Origin of the sequence: Mesorhizobium sp. M0663 (assembly GCF_040320585.1) — a bacterium.
Lineage (GTDB): Bacteria > Pseudomonadota > Alphaproteobacteria > Rhizobiales > Rhizobiaceae > Mesorhizobium.
In genome coordinates this window covers 105,600-122,011 of record NZ_JAMYPX010000004.1, presented here as the reverse complement: position 1 = coordinate 122,011, position 16,412 = coordinate 105,600, and the positions used below count along the sequence as shown (strand labels likewise).

The following is a 16,412-nucleotide window of genomic DNA, read 5'->3' as shown; positions in this document are numbered from 1 at the left end:
AGCGTCATCGTCTTAGCCGATTGCCGCATTGAGGATGTTCTCCTGCGTGGCCTCGTCGCGAGGCATGATCGCGGTGAGGCGGCCTTCGCACATCACCGCGATGCGGTCGGCAAGCCCCAGCAGCTCGGGCATTTCGGACGTCATCATGACGACCGCCAGGCCCTCGCCGGCGAGCCGGTCGATGAGCGCAAAAATCTCCGACTTGGCGCCGACGTCGATGCCGCGGGTCGGCTCGTCGACGACGATCACCTTGAGACCGCGCATCAGCCAGCGCGAGATCAGCACTTTCTGCTGATTGCCGCCGGACAGATTCTTGACCTGCTGGAACAGGCTGGGCGTCCGGATGCGGAAACGGTCGACATAGTCCTGCACCGCCTTGCGTTCGCTGACCTTGTCGACGAAGCCCATTCTGGCGAAGGCGCCGAGTGAGGCGAGGCTGGCATTCTGGTAGACCGGCAACTCGCCCATCAGCCCCTCGCTCTTGCGGTCCTCGGTGAGCAGGCCGATGCCGAGCCGGACGCCGGTGTGCGTTTCGTGCGGCAGCAGCCGGCAGCCATCGACCGAAATGGCGCCGGAAGTGATCGGGTCGTAGCCGACGATGGCCTTGGCGAGCTCGGTCCGGCCGGCCCCCATCAGGCCGAAGAAGCCGAGGACCTCGCCGGCATGCGCCTCGAACGACACATCCTTCAGCTTCTTGGCGGTGCTGAGCCCCTCAACGGAAAGCGCGACCTTGCTGCCCGGCGCGCCACGCTTGCGAGGGAACAGGTTTTCGATGCGCCGGCCGATCATGTCCTGGATCAGCGTGTCGTTGGTATGTTGGCCGATCGGCCTGGTCGAGACGTGGCGGCCGTCGCGCAGCACGGTCACGGTGTCGGCGATCTCGAAGACCTCGTCGAGCTTGTGGCTGACATAGAGCACCGCGATGCCCAGCGCGGCCAGCCGGCGGATGACGGTGAACAGCAGCGAGACCTCGTTCGGCGTCAGCGAGGAGGTCGGCTCGTCCATCACCACGACGCGGGCCTCATGGGCGAGTGCGCGGGCGATCTCGACCATCTGCTGCTGGCTGACCGGCAGCGATCCCGTGCGCGCCGCCGGGTCGACATTGAAGCCGATACGCTTGAACAGAGCGGCCGCATCGGCACGGATCTTCTTCCAGTCGATCGAGCCGCCTTTGCCGGTCGGATAGCCTTCGAGGAAGATGTTTTCGGCGACGCTGAATTCGGCGATCAGCGCGATCTCCTGGAACACCACCTTGATGCCCTCTTTCAGGCTATCGCGCGGCGACTTGATGTCGGCCTCGCGGCCGCGCAGGCGGATGGTGCCGGCATCCTTGCCGTAGACCCCGGCCATGATCTTGATCAGCGTCGACTTGCCGGCGCCGTTCTCGCCCATCAGGGCATGGATTTTGCCGGGTTCCAAGGTCAGATCGACATTGTCCAGCGCCACCACGCCGGGAAAACGCTTGCCGATACCGCGCATCTCCAGCGCCGGCACGCTTTTGTCGACAGCCACGGTTTCGCCGGGGTGAAGGAAATCAACCGACATTGGCCCTGTTCCGCACGATGTCGAGATAGGTCGCCAGGATGATGACTATTCCAGGCACCACCATCTGCAGATCCTGGTTCCAGCCGAGGATGATGATGCCGTTGTCGATGACCTTCAGCACCAGCACTCCAAGCAACGTGCCGAGCAGCGAACCGCGGCCGCCAAGCAGGCTGGTGCCGCCGAGGATGACGGCGGCAATCACCGTCAGCTCGAAGCCGCGGCCGGCGGTCGGCTGGCCGGCATTCATCAGCGACGACAGGATCATGCCGGCAATGCCGACGCACAGGCCGGTGACGACGAAGGCGAACAGTTTCAGCCGTTGCGAGCGCACGCCGGAGAGACGAACCGCGCGCTCGTTGGCGCCGACAGCGTAGAGATAACGGCCGAGCGTGGTGAAGCGCAGCGTTGCCGCGGCCAGCGCGAAAATCAGCGCGGCAATGACTACGGGCAGCGGGATCGCGCCGAGATAGCCGGCGCCGAGATCGGTGAAGCCGGCAAGCCGGTGGTGGTTCTGCACCGCCTCGCGGGTGAACAGATAAACGCCGCCCTGCAGCATCATCATGGTGCCGATGGTGGCGATCAGCGAGTTCACTTTGAGCCTGGTGACGACCAGCCCGTTGAACAGGCCGACGGCACCGGCAAAGGCGAGCGCCGCCAGCAGGCCGAGCGTCAGGCTGTGCGTTGAATTGAGCACGGCCATGCCGATGCAGCCGACAAAAGCCAGCGATGCACCGACCGACAGGTCGACTTCCGCGGTGATGATCAGCATCGTCATGCCGGAGGCGACGATCAGCACCAGCGCGCATTGGCGCAGGATGGCGATGATGTTGGCCTCGGAATAGAATTGCGGCGCGGCAATCGAGATGGCCATGCAGAGCACGGCCAGGATCACGCCGAGCACCAGCTGGCTGCTGCCCAGCAGCTGGCCGCCAATGAAACGCCTTGGCGCGGAGGATTGCGTAAGCTCGCTCATGTCCATTTCATTTCCGGGCCGCATCGGGTGCCGTCGCCGTCTGGAAACTGCCGGCCAAAACAGGGCGGTTGACCTGTTTTGCCGTCGGCATCCGATCCGATGCCCTTCCCGCCGCGCGGGAAGGGCTAGCCGGAATCCTTACTTCTTCAGATCGGCGGAAGTTTTCATGCATTTTTCCGGTGGCTGAAGCGCATTGACGGCATCCCATTTGATTTTGCGTGTGGTGCCATCGTAGTCGTAGAACTTCTTCCAGTCGTCGCCGTTCATCGGCGCGGTCGGGCTGACGATGTGTTCCGGCACCTCTTCGCCGTTGAAGAGCTTAACCGCTGCATCGATGGCGGTGTAGCCTTCCTTTTCAGGGAACATCGCGGCTTCGATGCGATAGGACGGCTCGTTCTGCATTGCATTCATGAAGGCGAGGCCTTCGCCGCCGGTGCCGACCGTCAACAGGCCGTCCTGCGACTTGCCGGCCGCTTTCCAGGCCTGAAGGCCGCCGAGCGAGGAGGAATCGTTGATGCCGTAGATGATGTTGATGTCGGCGTTCTTGGCAAGTGCCGCCGAAGAGACCTCGAGCGCGCGATCGGGATTGCCGCCACCGTCGAGGTCGTGGACCATGACCGCGTCGGGGATGATGGTCTTGAGGCCATCCATGAAACCCTGCGACCGCAGCACCGTGGCGGACAGCAGCGGCAGGCCGACATTCATCACCTTGGCTTTGCCTTCGAGCTTTTCCTTGGCGTATTTGCCGGCTTCGACGCCGGCGGTGTAGCCGGTGTCGTAGTCGCAGATCGCGACCATTGTGGTCATGCCCTTGACCGGATTGCCTTCGAGCACGACTGGAACGTTGTTGGATTTCGCCTGGCGCAGCAGCGGCACGACGCCTTCCTCGTTGACGGGCGTGATGATCAGGACGTCGACGCCCTTGGCCATGAAATCTTCGGCGGCGGAGACCTCCTTGGCAACGTCCAGATTGGCGTCCTGCACCTCGAGCTCGATACCGAGTTCCTTGGCGCGGGACTGCATGCCCTTGATGACGTTCTGATACCACTCATGCGTGGCGTAGTTGGTGACGTAGCCGATGCGCTTCGGCATGTTTTCGGCGTGTGCCGCGGCGGCGCTCAGAGCCAGCACCGCCGCCGAGGCAAACAGCATCGATTTGGACCAGTTCATGTTTCTTCTCCCTGTATTTCTTGTCAGTTGCTGAACGGATAGTCCCGCCGTTCCGGGTCGGCACGTGAAGAGGCGGCAGCTTCGCCCGCGCCCAGCGCCGCCGATATCGTCTCGGCCGCTGCCTTCGTCCGCTCGAATACGGTGCTGCGATCGAAGCGGGCGGCCTTTTGCGGCAGGAAGGGGACGGTGAGCGCGGCAATGACGGCGCCGGTATGGTCGCGCACCGGCATCGAGATGTTGGTGCAGCCCTCGACAGCCAGCGAGGCGCGCATTTCATAGCCGAGCCTTGCGACCTCGTTCAGCCGCGCTTCGATTTCCGCCCGGCTGCCTTGGCCTTCGCCTGCGGCGACGATCCGTTCGACGATGCGGCCACGCTCGGCGCGGCTCGAATGCGCCAGCAGCACCGCGCCGGAGCTCGTTTCGAGTATCGGGAAATGCGAGCCAAGGGCAACCGAATAACGCATCGGCAAAGGCGAATCGATCTGCAGCACGACCAGTGCGCTCTCGCCTTCGCGCACGACCAGATGGCAGCTCTGGTCGGCATTGGCGGCGAGGCCGCGCATCACCGGCAGCGCACATTCGACCAGGCGGTTTACCGGCGGATGCATATGCGCCAGCTCGAACAGCTTCAGCGACAGGCGGAAGCGGTCCGATTGCGTCCGGAAAATGTAGCCGCGCTTCTCCAGCAACAGCAGGATGCGGTAGATCTCGTGAATGGAGCGCCCCATTCCGGTGGCGATCTCGGTTTGGGTCAGCGGCTCGCCGCTGGCAGCCATGAATTCCAGTATGTCGAGCGCCTTCTCCACCGCCGGCACCCGATAGCCGTTGCGGCCGCTTTCGCCTTCGTCGACGATCTGGGCAATATCGGCGGCCATTACGCGACGCTCCGTTGCGGCTGGCCATGCCTGGTCTCGCGATAGAGCCGGTTCAGCCGATCCGCGAGCTCGGCCGCCTGCAATTCGCCGGCGATCGCCGCCGCGGCATGAGGGGCGCATTGGCGGAAGAAGCTGATGAAGCCCGGATGGGTCGGGCGCAGATAGGAGGCTTCGATCGTCGCCAGCGTCGAGGCGAAGAAGCCGCCCGAGAGAGCGTTGACCTCGGTATCCTGCCACGCCGCCAGCGACCCCGGCTGTCCGCCGGATTTCACATAGTCGCCGCGCTGATAGCCGGGCGAGCACAGAAACAGCGCGTAATCGATGGCTGCCTGCTTGTGTTGCGATTGGGCGCTGACGCCGATGCCGGCGCCGCCGAGCAAGGCGCCGGCGGATCGCGGCGTCGGCACGTCGGCGAAGCGCAGATACGGCCTGTCTGCCCTGGAGGCATAATTCACATAGCCGAAGGCGAACGGCACGTAGACCACGTCGTCATGCCCGATCATGTGATCGTAGCAGCGGATCGGGTTCCATTTCGGCGAATCCGGATGCGACAGCGCCGCAAGCTGGCGCAATTGCCCGACGGCCCGCTCGATTTTTTCCCCGGCGATGAACTCGTCGCCGTCTTCCCGCGGATCGCCCAGCGTCAAAAGCAGGCACATGGCGTCAGTCGGCACCAACGGCAGCCCAAGCCATTTGCCGTCCTTCAAGGCGCGCCGGCCGAGCTCCAGCACCTGGTCATGGCTGCGCGGCAGCGGTCCGTAGCGCTCCAGCAGATCGGGGCGATACGAGGCAACCTGACAGGCAGCATCGATCGGCAACGCCCATTGAAGCCCGTCCCTTGCGTAGGATTGCCAGGATGCGCCGACCGAATCCCGTTCGAAGCCGTGGCGCTGCTCGGCCGACAAATCGAACGGCACCATCAGCCCGCCTTCGGCAATATCGCCGATGAACGGATGGTCGAACACGACAAGGTCATAGGCGCCGAGCACCGGACCAAGCGCGCCCTCGCCGAACTCGTAGAGGCTGCGGCGGTCCCATTCGATCTCAAGACCGGGATTGGCGGCACAATACGGCCCGATGCTGGCGTCGAGCGGACCCCAGCAGCGTCGGTGATCCCACGCGAGACCGCGCAGTCTTGTCATGCCCGAAATTCCTCCCAGAGGCGGCCATGCGCCAGCCCAGCCGATTAGTAGCAACTATTTTCACCTAGACAAGTAGTTTTTACATACGCAAAGCCAGTCCTCGCTTCCGTTTGGCGAGAAAGCCGCCCAACCATCCTTGGTGCGCATCGCGTTGCCGCCGGCCTGCAACCAAAGGCTGCGATGGATCTGGCTTTTGGGGAACTTTCGCGACGAACATTCGTTCGGTTGGCGCAGCCATCTGGAGCAGCATCACTGGAATCAGCAGCCACGTCGCAGGGAGCGGACTAAATGGACCAACCGTGGGCGCGGCCATGAACCGGTTTACCGCCTTGGCATTCGCCGCGTTCTGGCGATAACTTCGATCTGGGTATTGTTTCTGGTTCCTTAGGATTTGGCTCTGGTTGCTTGGGATTTGGAGGGGTTCTCGACAGGTCGACCGCTTAACGACAACATCCACGGCATGCGGTTCTGCCAGCCGGAGCCGCGTGCGTGAAGAAACTGTCGCCAGGAGCACACCGGCGCGCACATTCGGGGTTGGCAGCCACGCTGCCTGCAACGTTCCAATCGGTTTTCAGGAAACGGCGAGATCTCATGCTGCTGAGGGTGATCGTTCGAAACTGTGCCGCCATCCGTCTTGGCTGCCTCGGCGCGACGATTTTGCTGGTCGGGCTGCTTGCCGGCTGCCAGGGCGGCGTGCTCGATCCGCAAGGGCCGGTGGGGGCGGCGCAGCGGACGATCCTGCTCAATTCGGTTGCTATCATGCTGGCCATCGTCATCCCGACGATCGTGGCGACGCTCGGCTTTGCCTGGTGGTTCCGGGAAACCAACACAAGAGCGCGGTACCTGCCGGAATGGGCCTATTCCGGACGAATCGAACTGGTGGTCTGGTCGATCCCCATCCTCGTCATCCTGTTTCTGAGCGGCATGATCTGGATCGGGTCGCATGACCTCGATCCAATGAAGCCGCTGGATTCGCAGCAAAAGCCGCTTGAGGTGCAGGTCGTCTCGCTCGACTGGAAATGGCTGTTCATCTACCCCGAGCAGAATGTCGCGAGCATCAACCAGCTCGTGGTGCCGGCGGGCAGGCCGGTGCATTTCTCGCTTACCTCGGCAAGCGTCATGAACGCGTTCTTCGTGCCTCAGCTTGGCGGCATGATCTATACGATGAATGGCATGACGACGCAGCTTCACCTGCAGGCGGATCAGCCGGGCGAATTTTATGGGCGGTCGGCCCATTTCAGCGGTGACGGTTTTCCAGGCATGCAATTCGTGCTGCATGCAGTCGCAGCGGATGCCTTCGACGCGTTCGTCAATTCGGCGCGAAGCCAGGGACAGGCACTCGACAAGGCCAGCTACCAGGAACTAGCCAGACAGAGCATCGACGTGCCGCCTTCGACCTATCGCTCGGTCGAGCCGGACCTTTTCCATGAAATCGCGACGCAGGGCGTTCCGCCCGCGCCCGGTCCCCAGGCCGGTCGCCCCGAGCCGAGCGTATCGCCCAAGACAGGAGGCTGACAATGCTCGGAAAATTGAGCTGGGACGTCATTCCGTTCGATCAGCCTCTGCCGATGATCGCCTCGGCGGTCGTCGCCCTGGCAATCCTCGGCGTGCTGGCCTGGGTCTTCCTGGCCGGCCATTTCCCCTATCTGTGGCGCGAATGGATCACCAGCGTCGATCACAAGCGGATCGGCGTCATGTACACGCTGCTGGCGCTGCTGATGCTGCTGCGCGGCTTCAGCGACGCCGTCATGATGCGGTCCCAGCAAGCCCTCGCCTTCCAGGCGCCCGGCTATCTGCCGCCCGATCACTTCAACCAGGTCTTTTCCGCCCACGGCACCATCATGATCTTTTTCGGGGCGATGCCGTTCGTCATCGGACTGATGAACCTGGTCGTGCCGCTGCAGCTCGGCGTCCGCGACGTTGCCTTTCCGACGCTCAACTCGGTGAGCTTCTGGCTCACCGCCACCGGTGCGCTGTTGGTCAACATCTCGCTGGTGATCGGAGAATTCGCCCGTACCGGATGGCTGCCCTACCCGCCGCTCAGCGAGACCGCCTACTCACCGGGCGTCGGCGTCGACTATTATCTGTGGGCGGTGCAGATATCGGGCGTCGGAACGCTGCTCACCGGGATCAATTTCGTCACCACGATCCTGAAGATGCGGGCGCCCGGCATGAGCTACCTGCGCATGTCGATGTTCTGCTGGACCTCACTCGCCGCCAGCCTGCTCATCGTCGCCGCCTTCCCGATCCTCACCGCCACGCTCGCGATGCTGACGCTCGACCGCTATTTCGGCTTTCATTTCTTCACCAATGAAGCCGGCGGCAACATGCTGATGTTCGTGAACCTGATCTGGGCCTGGGGCCATCCCGAGGTCTATATCCTCGTCCTGCCGGCGTTCGGCATCTTCTCGGAGGTCATCTCCACCTTCTCCAGCAAGCCGCTGTTCGGCTACCGCTCGATGGTGGCCGCGACGCTCTTCATCTGCATCGTCTCCTTCATGGTGTGGCTGCACCACTTCTTCACCATGGGCGCCGGCGCCGACGTCAACGCCGCGTTCGGCATCGCCACCAGCATCATCGCTGTCGGTACCGGCGTGAAGATCTATAACTGGATGTTCACCATGTATGGCGGCCGCATCCGCTTCGCGACGCCAATGCTGTGGTCGCTGGGCTTTATGGTGACGTTCGTCATCGGCGGCATGACGGGCGTGTTGCTGGCGGTGCCGCCGGCCGATTTCCTGCTCCACAACAGCCTGTTCCTGGTAGCGCATTTCCACAACGTCATCATCGGCGGTGTGCTGTTCGGCGCCTTCGCGGGATATACCTACTGGTTTCCCAAGGCATTCGGCTTCCGGCTGCACGAGGGCTGGGGCAAGCTGGCCTTCTGGCTGACGCTGATCGGCTTCTACGCCACTTTCGTGCCGCTCTACGCTGTCGGCCTGCTCGGCATGACCCGCCGCATGCAGCATTTCGACGTGCCGGCCTGGTATCCGTGGGTGCTGGTTGCCGGCGCAGGCATGTTAATCACCACCGCCGGCGTGGTCGCGCAGATCGTACAGCTCGTCGTCAGCATCCGGCAGCGCGCGGCACTTCGCGACGCCACCGGAGATCCCTGGGACGGCCGCTCGCTGGAATGGGCCACGCCCTCGCCGCCGCCGGTCTTCAACTTCGCCGCGCTTCCGCATGTCGAAGGCGAAGAGCCCTACTGGAGCATCAAGCAGCGGGCACGCGAGCGAAACCGGCTGCGCGACGAGCCTGACTACGAGCCGATCGAGATGCCGCGCAACAGTCCCACCGGGTTCATCTGCGCCTTCTTTGCGACTGTGATGGGTTTTGCCCTCATCTGGCACATCTGGTGGATGGTGGCGCTCGGCGCGCTCGGTGCTTTGGCCACCTTCGTCGTATTCGCGTGGCGCGACATCCCCGAATACGTCATTCCTGCCGCCGAAGTCGCCCGGATCGACCGCGCCAACCGAAGTGCCCGCCGCGAGGCGCTGGTTACCTACACAGGGCCAAGGCCATGACCGCGATCGATGTTCGAGAGCGTGACCCCTACCGCCTCCATGGCGGGCACGGCCATGCACCCGGCCACGGCGACGGCGGCCCGGCACCGATCCGGATCGTCGTCGGCTACGGCTTCTGGATCTTCCTTCTGAGCGACATCGTGATGTTCTCGGCCTTCTTTGCCGCCTATGCCGTGCTGGCGGGCAAGACGGCGGGCGGGCCGAGCGGGGCCGAGCTATTCGACCTGCGCAACGTTGCGATCGAGACGGCGGCCCTGCTTTTGTCGAGTTTTACCTGCGGTCTCGCCAGCCTCGCCGTGGCAGCGCGGCGAAGCTCCTGGTTCTATGTCGCGATGGCTGTCACCTTCGTGCTCGGCGCCAGCTTCATCCTGCTTGAGTTGCGCGAGTTCGCGCATATGGTTGCCAGCGGTGCCGGACCGACGCGCAGCGCTTTCCTGTCGGCGTTCTTCACGCTGGTTGGATGCCATGGCCTTCACGTCACGGCGGGGCTGCTGTGGCTGCTCACGATGATGGCGCAGATCTTCGCCAAGGGATTCCGTGACGATATTCTTCGGCGTTTCATGTGCTTCAGCCTGTTCTGGCACGCCCTCGACATCATCTGGGTCGCCCTGTTCACGGTGGTCTATCTCCTGGGAGCAAGTCGATGAGCAATGCGGACGATCGCCACGCGCAACGGCGCGACACCGATGGGCTGGAGCGCTACGACATCGATACGGCGCCGGGTGACGAATACCTCGGCGACACCGAAGTCGGATCCGGGCTACGCGGCTATGTGATCGGCCTCGGGCTGGCAACGCTGTTGACCATCGCCTCGTTCTGGTTGCTCGGAACCAACCTGATATGGGCACCCGGCATTCCGGTGGCGCTGGTCGTGCTTGCGATCGCCCAGATGGGCGTGCATCTCGTCTTCTTCCTGCACATCACGACGGGGCCGGACAACACCAACAACGCTCTAGCGCTTGCCTTCGGCGTGCTGATCGTAGTTCTGGTGATTGGCGGCTCGATCTGGATCATGGCCAACCTCGACCACAATTTGATGCCGATGAACGCGATCATGAACATGAACCGCTGATGCATGTCGCGCAAAAGTGTGCAGCGGTTTTGTGATAACGACATGCGTAAAAACAAGAATCTAAAGCGCGTCGCATGAGGCCGATCGAACGCGACGCGCTTTAGCGATTATTCCGGCCGTTCGCCGCAGTTCATGCGACAGCGAGCTCCGGTCTCAAGCCCGTTCGAATGTGCCGACGAGCTCGGCCTCTCCCACGACGTGCGGCGCGGCCTGTTTCAGCACGTCTTCGACGGCAGCCTTCTCGTCGAGACGCAGCGTCTCGACGTCGACCGCAAGAAGCCGGAAATGGTAATGGTGGAGCCCATGCCCAGGCGGCGGCTGGGGGCCGTCATAATGAGGATTGCCGAAATCATTGACGCCGTGTCCGAGGCTCTCGGTCTTGGCGCCGGCGGTCGTGCCTTCGGGAAGAAAGTTCCGCTGTGCGTCGATGTCGTAGACCGCCCAATGACGGAACATGCCTGAAGGGGCGTCGGGGTCCTCGACGGCCAGGACGAAGCTTTTGGTTCCTTGCGGCGCGTCCGTCCACTCCAATGGCGGCGAGACGTTGCCGCCGTCGCGGGAATAGCGCGGCGGTATTTTTTCGCCATCGGCAAAGGCAGAGCTTTGAGCGTGAAAGCCATGGTCTCGATCTCCCTGGCTGAGGTTCCCGCATAACAACCGCGAGCCACCGATGTTCCGGGCAGCCACCTGGTCAAACCCGCAGCCGGCCGTTGGCCGGAACATTCGCCGAGGAAGCGGGTTTTTCGGTTCGGACGCATCGCCGCGGAATGGCGGCAAGAGGCTCGGCAATGGACGAAGGGCGCGACATGACCGGGCTAAGCGGTAAGCAACCAAGCGGGGCGAAAGGTGTTGTGGTCGCATTCTCCGTGCCGGGCGGCGAGACAATCTATACCCACGAGCGGGAAACCGTCGCTGCCGTTGCGCGCACGATTGCGGCGTTGAAGGGCTTTGCCTTCCGCCAGGGCCTGCGTGACGGCGGCGGTGACAGTGGCCGACTGTATTTCGTGCCGGACGACAGCCTGCTTGCCGTCGATGCGCTCCAACTGGGCATAAACGGGCCGGACGACCTCTTCGGCGGTGTGGTGCCCTGGCGCCTCGCAACCACCAAGGCCATAACCCACGAGCTGGTGGACGGATCGGCGGCACGGCCAAAAGAATGGCACGCCGGCTTCGGCAGGGCCGTCGCCGCGGCCGTACTGCCCGGTTACACCGCATTTTCACGCCACGACGCGCTGCGCGCAGCGCAACGTCTGCTGGAGCTCGGGCTGGTCCGGTTCAAGCCACCGCGCGCTTCGCGGGGCCGCGACCAGCACACCGCCGCGACGGTCGGCGATGTCGAAAGGCTGCTGGACCAATATCCATCCTCTGACCTAAGCGAATACGGCCTTGTTCTCGAAACGCAGCTTCGCGACATCGTTACGCTGAGCGTTGGCAGAACCATGATCGACGAATTGTCGATCAGCTATTACGGCACCCAGCGGACGACGACCGACAACGACGGACAGCCCGTTTACGGCGGATCCGATCTGGTCGTCGTGCGCGGCGGATGGGAGGCGCTGGATGAGCTGCGATTATCGCCGACGCTGGGTTTGGCCGTGGCGCAGGCGAGAACCTATGACGCAGCGATGGATGGTTATCCCGGATTTTTCGCCTCACGGCGCAACTACGACATCGGCCAAGGTGTCGATTCCTCGGGCATCTGGCGATCGGGTGTGCTGGAAGCCAGCTGGCGGATCGGTGGCAGCAGCAGCGCCGAGCTGGCAGCGATGGACGCCATGAAGCGCGACCCCGACATGCAGATCGTGCATGTCTCCGCCGTCAAGCAGTTCGGCAGCACTGCGCGGCTGCCGCCGAACGCAGCAATCCACTTCCACGGGGAGGACCCCGAGGAGGGTCAAATCACGCGTTATACCGTCGTCACCCAGGCGATCCGAGGGCCGATCGGGGAAGCCGGCCGATCGTCATTCTAGCCATGTCAGGTTGAAGTCAAGCACGCCTCCGGCAGGGAACATCCACCAATGGCCGAGTTTGTTTCGGGCAGGCAGCAAGTCAGAGACCGGAGGAAAAAATGATCGAGATGATTTCCGCTCCCCAGAACGTAGCCGCCTTTCGTGTCACCGGCACCGTGACGGCGGACGACTACGACAAAGTCATCCCGGCAATCGAAGCGAAACTGAGCGACCACAAGGACATCGGCGTCCTGACCGATCTTGCCGATTTCGAGGACATGACGGCTGGCGCCTTGCGGCGCGACCTGCAGTATGGGCTGAGCAAACTTGGCGAGCTCCACCGCTTCAAACGTGCCGCGGTGATTTCCGACAAGCAGTAGATCAAGGCCGCCACGGAAATGACGGACGCGCTGTTTCCGCAAATCGAGGCGCGGGTGTTCCCGGAGGACGAAAAGGCCCAGGCCCTGAAATGGGTGGCGGGCGTGCAATAGCGGCGTTGCCTGCAGGAGTGGTTACGGAAATGGCCATGCCAACCGTTTACGACAAACGACAGGATCCGGAAGGCCTCTGGGAGGTCTATGACAGCGAGAGCGACGAAGCCGTCGTGGTCGATGGATTGCCGCTTTCCGGTCTCGACGAAAGCGAAGCCGATGAAGCGATTGAAAAGCTCAATCGGGGCGATCTGACGTCGGACAACATCCCCGAGACGGTTCGGTCAGGGTGGCCTCCGACCAAGGACGGTTTGTGATGACAGCCTGACGGACGTCACCGAGGCGATCGGTCGCGGATCTACGACGAGGCCTTGACCCCGAGCTTGCGGGCCTTGTCCTCGAAGTCGTCACGAATGTCCTCGATCGTCGGCAGATGCAGTCGGCGCAGCTGGGCGTGCAACTTTTTGGCAGCGTCGGAATTCAGGTCGCGCTTGAAATTGGTCGCGACCTCCTCGGCCGAGCCGTAACGGCGATAGCGCTCAATCTCGGTCTTCGTGGCCTGCTGGACATGTTCGAGCGTCTTGCGCTCGGCATCGGATTTTCCGTCCGGTTTGGCCCGCATGACCGGGTTGAAGGCTTTGCTGATAACGAATTCGACCAGTTCCTGCTGGGCGTGAGCCATGATTGTTCTCCCTCGAAGGAGGCCTGTCCGGGCCTAGAACGGTTCGTCGTTTCCCGGAAACGCTGAACCGCTCTATTTTTTCGTTTTGACGCAATTCCGAACGGAAAACCGTTCCACACTTTTACTGGAATTGCTCTAACCGCGGCGACAATTGAAGGTTCCTTGGCGGATTTCGTTACCGCTGCAGGTCAAGCGCAGTTCCTCGAAGTCACAGCCGAGCCTTGGTGGTGCGTGGCGTTGCCAGGAGCAGGCTTGTTTCGCTGCCGGTAATTCCGGGGATCAGGCGGATACGTCTCAGCACCGCATCGAACTCGCTCAGGGTCTGGGTTCCGAGTTCTATCACCAGATCCCAGCGGCCATTGGTGGTGTGGATGGTCGAGACCTCGGAGAAGCCGCCCAGCGCCCGAATGACGCGATCGGCGGCGTGGCCTTCGATCTCGATCATCATGATGCCACGCACGCGCTGATCGACCGCGTCGGCGCGCAGAATGACGGTGTAGCCGACGATGACGCCGTCCCTTTCAAGTCGCTCGATCCGGGACCTTACCGTTGCCCGGGAGACACCCAGGCTGACGGCAAGATCGGAAATGCTGCGCCGGGCGTCGTGCCGCAAAGAGGTGATGATCTGCTCGTCGAGCTGGTCCATGATTGCTCACAACGGAAGTAGATGATGCCACAATGGTAAGGCACTTCGACAAATTTGCCAATTTGACATGTTCATTCTGCCAGCGATGCCCGCTTCAATAAAGGCATCGTAATTCGGTGGGGTATGACAAATGCATTGCACAATCGTTGGGGCACCGATCCAGGCCGGCTCGGGTAGGATGGGCTGCGAGATGGGGCCGAGTGCGCTGCGCACGGCCGGCCTGGCCGGCGCGCTGACCGAGCTTGGCCATACGCTGACCGACCTCGGAACGATTGTCCCTGCCGATATGCGCCCTGTCGTACACGGCAATGCGGCGGTGAAGGCGCTGCCGGAAATCGCCGCCTGGACGGCGGCAATCAGCGAAACCGCCTATGCCGCGAGCGCCGATGCGATGCCGATCTTTCTCGGCGGCGACCACAGCATTTCGGCCGGCACGCTCGCCGGCATTGCCCGCCGGGCGGCGAATGCCGGCCGGCCGCTCTTCGTGCTGTGGCTCGATGCGCACCCCGATTTTCATACGCTCGACACGACGACCAGCGGCAATTTGCATGGTGTGCCGCTGGCTTATGCCAGCGGGCAGCCCGGCTTCGAGGGCTATTTCCCCCGCCTTGCAGCGCAGGTGGAGCCGGCTCGCATATGCGCGCTGGGGATCCGCAGCGTGGACCTGGCGGAAAGGGATGCATTGCGCAGAGCCGGCGTGACGGTCCACGACATGCGTTCGATCGACGAGCACGGCATCGCGCAACTGCTTCGCGCCTTTCTCGAACGGGTGAGCGCCGCCAACGGCATGCTCCACGTCAGCCTCGACGTCGATTTTCTCGACCCGTCGATCGCCCCGGCGGTCGGCACCACCGTCCCAGGCGGCGCCACCTTCCGCGAGGCGCATCTGGCGATGGAAATGCTGCATGACAGCGGCCTCGTCACCAGTCTCGACCTGGTCGAGCTCAACCCTTTTCTTGACGAGCGCGGCCGCACCGCCACGCTTTTGGTCGACCTGACCGCAAGCTTGATGGGCCGGCGGATCATGGATCGCCCGACGAGGGGGTTCTGAGCCATGACGGTCAATTTGAACATCGTTCCTTTCGTCAGCGTCGACCGCATGATGAAGCTGGTGCTTGCCATCGGCATCGAGCGCTTTCTGGTCGAGCTTGCCGCCTATATCGAAGAGGATTTCAGGCGTTGGGAGCTGTTCGACAAGACGCCGCGCGTCGCCTCGCACAGCATTGACGGCGTCATTGAGCTGATGCCGACCAGCGACGGGCAGCTTTACGGCTTCAAATATGTCAACGGGCATCCGAAGAACACGCGTGACGGCCGTCAGACCGTGACCGCTTTCGGCGTGCTTGCCGATGTCGGCAACGGCTATCCGATGCTGCTTTCGGAAATGACCATCCTGACCGCCCTGCGAACGGCGGCCAGCTCGGCGGTTGCCGCGAAATACCTCGCTCCCAAGGCCGCCCGGTGCATGGCGATCATCGGCAATGGCGCGCAATCGGAATTTCAGGCCATTGCGTTCAAGGCGCTGCTTGGCGTCGACAGGCTGCGCCTCTACGATATCGACCCGGCGGCCTCGACCAAATGCATGAAGAACCTTGCCGGCATGGGTTTCGACATCAAGCTCTGCGCGTCGGCGCAGGAGGCCGTCGAAGGTGCAGAGATCATCACCACGGTGACCGCCGACAAGCGGTCGGCAACAATCCTGACCGACAACATGGTCGGGTCCGGCGTGCACATCAACGCGGTCGGCGGCGACTGCCCGGGCAAGACCGAGCTGCATCGCGACATTCTGCTGCGCTCGAATATTTTCGTCGAGTATCCGCCGCAGACGCGCATCGAAGGCGAGAGCCAGCAGCTCGATGCGGACCATCCGATCACCGAATTGTGGCAGGTGATGACAGGAAAGGCAGCAGGCCGGACGGACGCCGGACAGATCACGCTGTTTGATTCCGTCGGCTTTGCGATCGAGGATTTTTCCGCGCTGCGCTACGTCCGCGATCAGCTTCAGCGGACCGGCCTTTACGAGGAACTAGACCTTCTGGCCGATCCCGATGAACCGCGTGACCTGTTCGGCATGCTGCTGCGCGCCGAAAAAGTGGCCGGGCTGGCGGTTGCCGGCAGCTGAGCTGCGATCCTGTCGGTCAGTCCTTCTTTTCCTGGTAGAGGCGCTCGGTGGCGCGGTCGCTTTCCCTGCGCTCCGCCGGGCCGCGACGGCGCTGCGTGAGCAGGGCGTAGGCGATCAGGATTGCCAGCAGCAGTGGACCGCCTGCAACAACGAGCAACCACAAACTAGTCTCAAACATCGAACCGTCTCCTTTCCTTCACAACCGGGAAGGACCAGAACCGTTCCTCCGTCTTATCGGAGGTCGCCCGCACGGCGTGGCGCGATTCAGGATTTAATGCTTC

Annotated in this window: 18 protein-coding genes; 9 read left to right on the top strand and 9 right to left on the bottom strand. The window is 62.9% G+C overall.

Translation table 11 applies throughout. From position 1 onward, the window contains the following. Nucleotides 1-12 precede the first annotated feature (12 nt). The 5 genes from NKI54_RS09895 to NKI54_RS09875 all read right to left on the bottom strand — a co-directional run bounded on the left by NKI54_RS09895 (nt 13) and on the right by NKI54_RS09875 (nt 5,705). A complete protein-coding gene (locus NKI54_RS09895; RefSeq protein ID WP_352588746.1) occupies nt 13-1,545 on the bottom strand; it encodes a sugar ABC transporter ATP-binding protein in 1,533 nt (510 codons plus the stop codon). Further along, a complete protein-coding gene (locus NKI54_RS09890; RefSeq protein ID WP_352588749.1) occupies nt 1,535-2,518 on the bottom strand; it encodes an ABC transporter permease in 984 nt (327 codons plus the stop codon). Before NKI54_RS09890 ends, NKI54_RS09895 begins: the two co-directional genes overlap by 11 nt. Nucleotides 2,519-2,656: 138 nt before the next feature. After that, nucleotides 2,657-3,688 (bottom strand): sugar ABC transporter substrate-binding protein, encoded by a 1,032-nt coding sequence (locus NKI54_RS09885; protein ID WP_352617742.1) that lies wholly within the window; start codon nt 3,686-3,688, stop codon nt 2,657-2,659. Between the two features lie 23 nt (nt 3,689-3,711). Continuing rightward, nucleotides 3,712-4,563 carry an IclR family transcriptional regulator gene (locus NKI54_RS09880; RefSeq protein WP_352637328.1) on the bottom strand — a complete coding sequence of 284 codons (852 nt, stop codon included), beginning with the start codon at nt 4,561-4,563 and terminating at the stop codon, nt 3,712-3,714. Further along, nucleotides 4,563-5,705: an extracellular solute-binding protein gene (locus tag NKI54_RS09875; protein WP_352637327.1), complete on the bottom strand. Its 1,143-nt coding sequence runs from the start codon at nt 5,703-5,705 to the stop codon at nt 4,563-4,565. Before NKI54_RS09875 ends, NKI54_RS09880 begins: the two co-directional genes overlap by 1 nt. A gap of 591 nt (nt 5,706-6,296) precedes the next feature. Between NKI54_RS09875 and cyoA the strand changes: the two genes are divergently transcribed. Genes cyoA through cyoD form a run of 4 tightly spaced genes read left to right on the top strand, consistent with a single transcriptional unit; the run spans nt 6,297 to nt 10,301 of the window. After that, on the top strand, nt 6,297-7,220 hold the full coding sequence (gene cyoA / locus NKI54_RS09870; RefSeq protein WP_352691348.1) for a ubiquinol oxidase subunit II: 924 nt from the start codon (nt 6,297-6,299) through the stop codon (nt 7,218-7,220). A 2-nt stretch (nt 7,221-7,222) separates the two neighbouring features. Further along, on the top strand, nt 7,223-9,229 hold the full coding sequence (gene cyoB / locus NKI54_RS09865; protein WP_352637324.1) for a cytochrome o ubiquinol oxidase subunit I: 2,007 nt from the start codon (nt 7,223-7,225) through the stop codon (nt 9,227-9,229). Continuing rightward, the gene (cyoC, locus tag NKI54_RS09860; RefSeq protein ID WP_352637323.1) at nt 9,226-9,876 is read left to right on the top strand and encodes a cytochrome o ubiquinol oxidase subunit III; all 651 of its coding nucleotides are present in this window, start codon (nt 9,226-9,228) and stop codon (nt 9,874-9,876) included. Before cyoB ends, cyoC begins: the two co-directional genes overlap by 4 nt. Next, nucleotides 9,873-10,301: a cytochrome o ubiquinol oxidase subunit IV gene (gene cyoD / locus NKI54_RS09855; protein WP_023677049.1), complete on the top strand. Its 429-nt coding sequence runs from the start codon at nt 9,873-9,875 to the stop codon at nt 10,299-10,301. The genes cyoC and cyoD overlap by 4 nt, the downstream gene beginning before the upstream one ends. Nucleotides 10,302-10,454: 153 nt before the next feature. Here cyoD and NKI54_RS09850 read toward each other — a convergent pair whose 3' ends face one another. Continuing rightward, nucleotides 10,455-10,958, bottom strand: a complete 504-nt coding sequence (locus NKI54_RS09850; protein ID WP_352588960.1) for a YbhB/YbcL family Raf kinase inhibitor-like protein — start codon at nt 10,956-10,958, stop codon at nt 10,455-10,457. 131 nt (nt 10,959-11,089) lie between these two features. Here NKI54_RS09850 and NKI54_RS09845 point away from each other — a divergent pair, with 131 nt between their 5' ends. The 3 genes from NKI54_RS09845 to NKI54_RS09835 all read left to right on the top strand — a co-directional run bounded on the left by NKI54_RS09845 (nt 11,090) and on the right by NKI54_RS09835 (nt 12,998). Next, nucleotides 11,090-12,271 (top strand): DUF3182 family protein, encoded by a 1,182-nt coding sequence (locus NKI54_RS09845; protein WP_352637321.1) that lies wholly within the window; start codon nt 11,090-11,092, stop codon nt 12,269-12,271. 98 nt (nt 12,272-12,369) lie between these two features. Then, nucleotides 12,370-12,630: a SpoIIAA family protein gene (locus NKI54_RS09840; RefSeq protein ID WP_352588764.1), complete on the top strand. Its 261-nt coding sequence runs from the start codon at nt 12,370-12,372 to the stop codon at nt 12,628-12,630. A 146-nt stretch (nt 12,631-12,776) separates the two neighbouring features. Continuing rightward, on the top strand, nt 12,777-12,998 hold the full coding sequence (locus tag NKI54_RS09835) for a hypothetical protein (protein ID WP_352588767.1): 222 nt from the start codon (nt 12,777-12,779) through the stop codon (nt 12,996-12,998). 41 nt (nt 12,999-13,039) lie between these two features. On the opposite strand, the gene NKI54_RS09830 is transcribed toward NKI54_RS09835, so the two are convergent. Together NKI54_RS09830 and NKI54_RS09825 are read right to left on the bottom strand one after the other, a co-directional pair. Next, nucleotides 13,040-13,363: a hypothetical protein gene (locus NKI54_RS09830; RefSeq protein WP_352588770.1), complete on the bottom strand. Its 324-nt coding sequence runs from the start codon at nt 13,361-13,363 to the stop codon at nt 13,040-13,042. 208 nt (nt 13,364-13,571) lie between these two features. Next, a complete protein-coding gene (locus tag NKI54_RS09825) occupies nt 13,572-14,009 on the bottom strand; it encodes an Lrp/AsnC family transcriptional regulator (RefSeq protein ID WP_352588773.1) in 438 nt (145 codons plus the stop codon). A gap of 130 nt (nt 14,010-14,139) precedes the next feature. Here NKI54_RS09825 and rocF point away from each other — a divergent pair, with 130 nt between their 5' ends. Next, nucleotides 14,140-15,060, top strand: coding sequence for an arginase (gene rocF, locus NKI54_RS09820; protein WP_352588776.1), 921 nt, complete (start codon nt 14,140-14,142; stop codon nt 15,058-15,060). Between the two features lie 3 nt (nt 15,061-15,063). Beyond that, nucleotides 15,064-16,131 (top strand): ornithine cyclodeaminase, encoded by a 1,068-nt coding sequence (ocd, locus tag NKI54_RS09815; protein ID WP_352571844.1) that lies wholly within the window; start codon nt 15,064-15,066, stop codon nt 16,129-16,131. A gap of 16 nt (nt 16,132-16,147) precedes the next feature. Here ocd and NKI54_RS09810 read toward each other — a convergent pair whose 3' ends face one another. Then, nucleotides 16,148-16,309 (bottom strand): hypothetical protein, encoded by a 162-nt coding sequence (locus NKI54_RS09810; RefSeq protein WP_023677058.1) that lies wholly within the window; start codon nt 16,307-16,309, stop codon nt 16,148-16,150. Between the last annotated feature and the right edge of the window lie 103 nt (nt 16,310-16,412).

Excerpts from the sequence above, each read along its gene's own strand:
- NKI54_RS09880 (WP_352637328.1), bottom strand. The coding sequence starts at position 4,563 with ATGGCCGCCGATATTGCCCAGATCGTCGACGAAGGCGAAAGCGGCCGC.
- cyoC (WP_352637323.1), top strand. The coding sequence starts at position 9,226 with ATGACCGCGATCGATGTTCGAGAGCGTGACCCCTACCGCCTCCATGGC.
- cyoA (WP_352691348.1), top strand. The coding sequence starts at position 6,297 with ATGCTGCTGAGGGTGATCGTTCGAAACTGTGCCGCCATCCGTCTTGGC.
- cyoD (WP_023677049.1), top strand. The coding sequence starts at position 9,873 with ATGAGCAATGCGGACGATCGCCACGCGCAACGGCGCGACACCGATGGG.
- NKI54_RS09890 (WP_352588749.1), bottom strand. The coding sequence starts at position 2,518 with ATGAGCGAGCTTACGCAATCCTCCGCGCCAAGGCGTTTCATTGGCGGC.
- NKI54_RS09885 (WP_352617742.1), bottom strand. The coding sequence starts at position 3,688 with ATGAACTGGTCCAAATCGATGCTGTTTGCCTCGGCGGCGGTGCTGGCT.
- NKI54_RS09830 (WP_352588770.1), bottom strand. The coding sequence starts at position 13,363 with ATGGCTCACGCCCAGCAGGAACTGGTCGAATTCGTTATCAGCAAAGCC.
- NKI54_RS09825 (WP_352588773.1), bottom strand. The coding sequence starts at position 14,009 with ATGGACCAGCTCGACGAGCAGATCATCACCTCTTTGCGGCACGACGCC.
- ocd (WP_352571844.1), top strand. The coding sequence starts at position 15,064 with ATGACGGTCAATTTGAACATCGTTCCTTTCGTCAGCGTCGACCGCATG.
- NKI54_RS09875 (WP_352637327.1), bottom strand. The coding sequence starts at position 5,705 with ATGACAAGACTGCGCGGTCTCGCGTGGGATCACCGACGCTGCTGGGGT.
- cyoB (WP_352637324.1), top strand. The coding sequence starts at position 7,223 with ATGCTCGGAAAATTGAGCTGGGACGTCATTCCGTTCGATCAGCCTCTG.
- rocF (WP_352588776.1), top strand. The coding sequence starts at position 14,140 with ATGCATTGCACAATCGTTGGGGCACCGATCCAGGCCGGCTCGGGTAGG.
- NKI54_RS09895 (WP_352588746.1), bottom strand. The coding sequence starts at position 1,545 with ATGTCGGTTGATTTCCTTCACCCCGGCGAAACCGTGGCTGTCGACAAA.
- NKI54_RS09810 (WP_023677058.1), bottom strand. The coding sequence starts at position 16,309 with ATGTTTGAGACTAGTTTGTGGTTGCTCGTTGTTGCAGGCGGTCCACTG.
- NKI54_RS09835 (WP_352588767.1), top strand. The coding sequence starts at position 12,777 with ATGCCAACCGTTTACGACAAACGACAGGATCCGGAAGGCCTCTGGGAG.
- NKI54_RS09845 (WP_352637321.1), top strand. The coding sequence starts at position 11,090 with ATGGACGAAGGGCGCGACATGACCGGGCTAAGCGGTAAGCAACCAAGC.
- NKI54_RS09840 (WP_352588764.1), top strand. The coding sequence starts at position 12,370 with ATGATCGAGATGATTTCCGCTCCCCAGAACGTAGCCGCCTTTCGTGTC.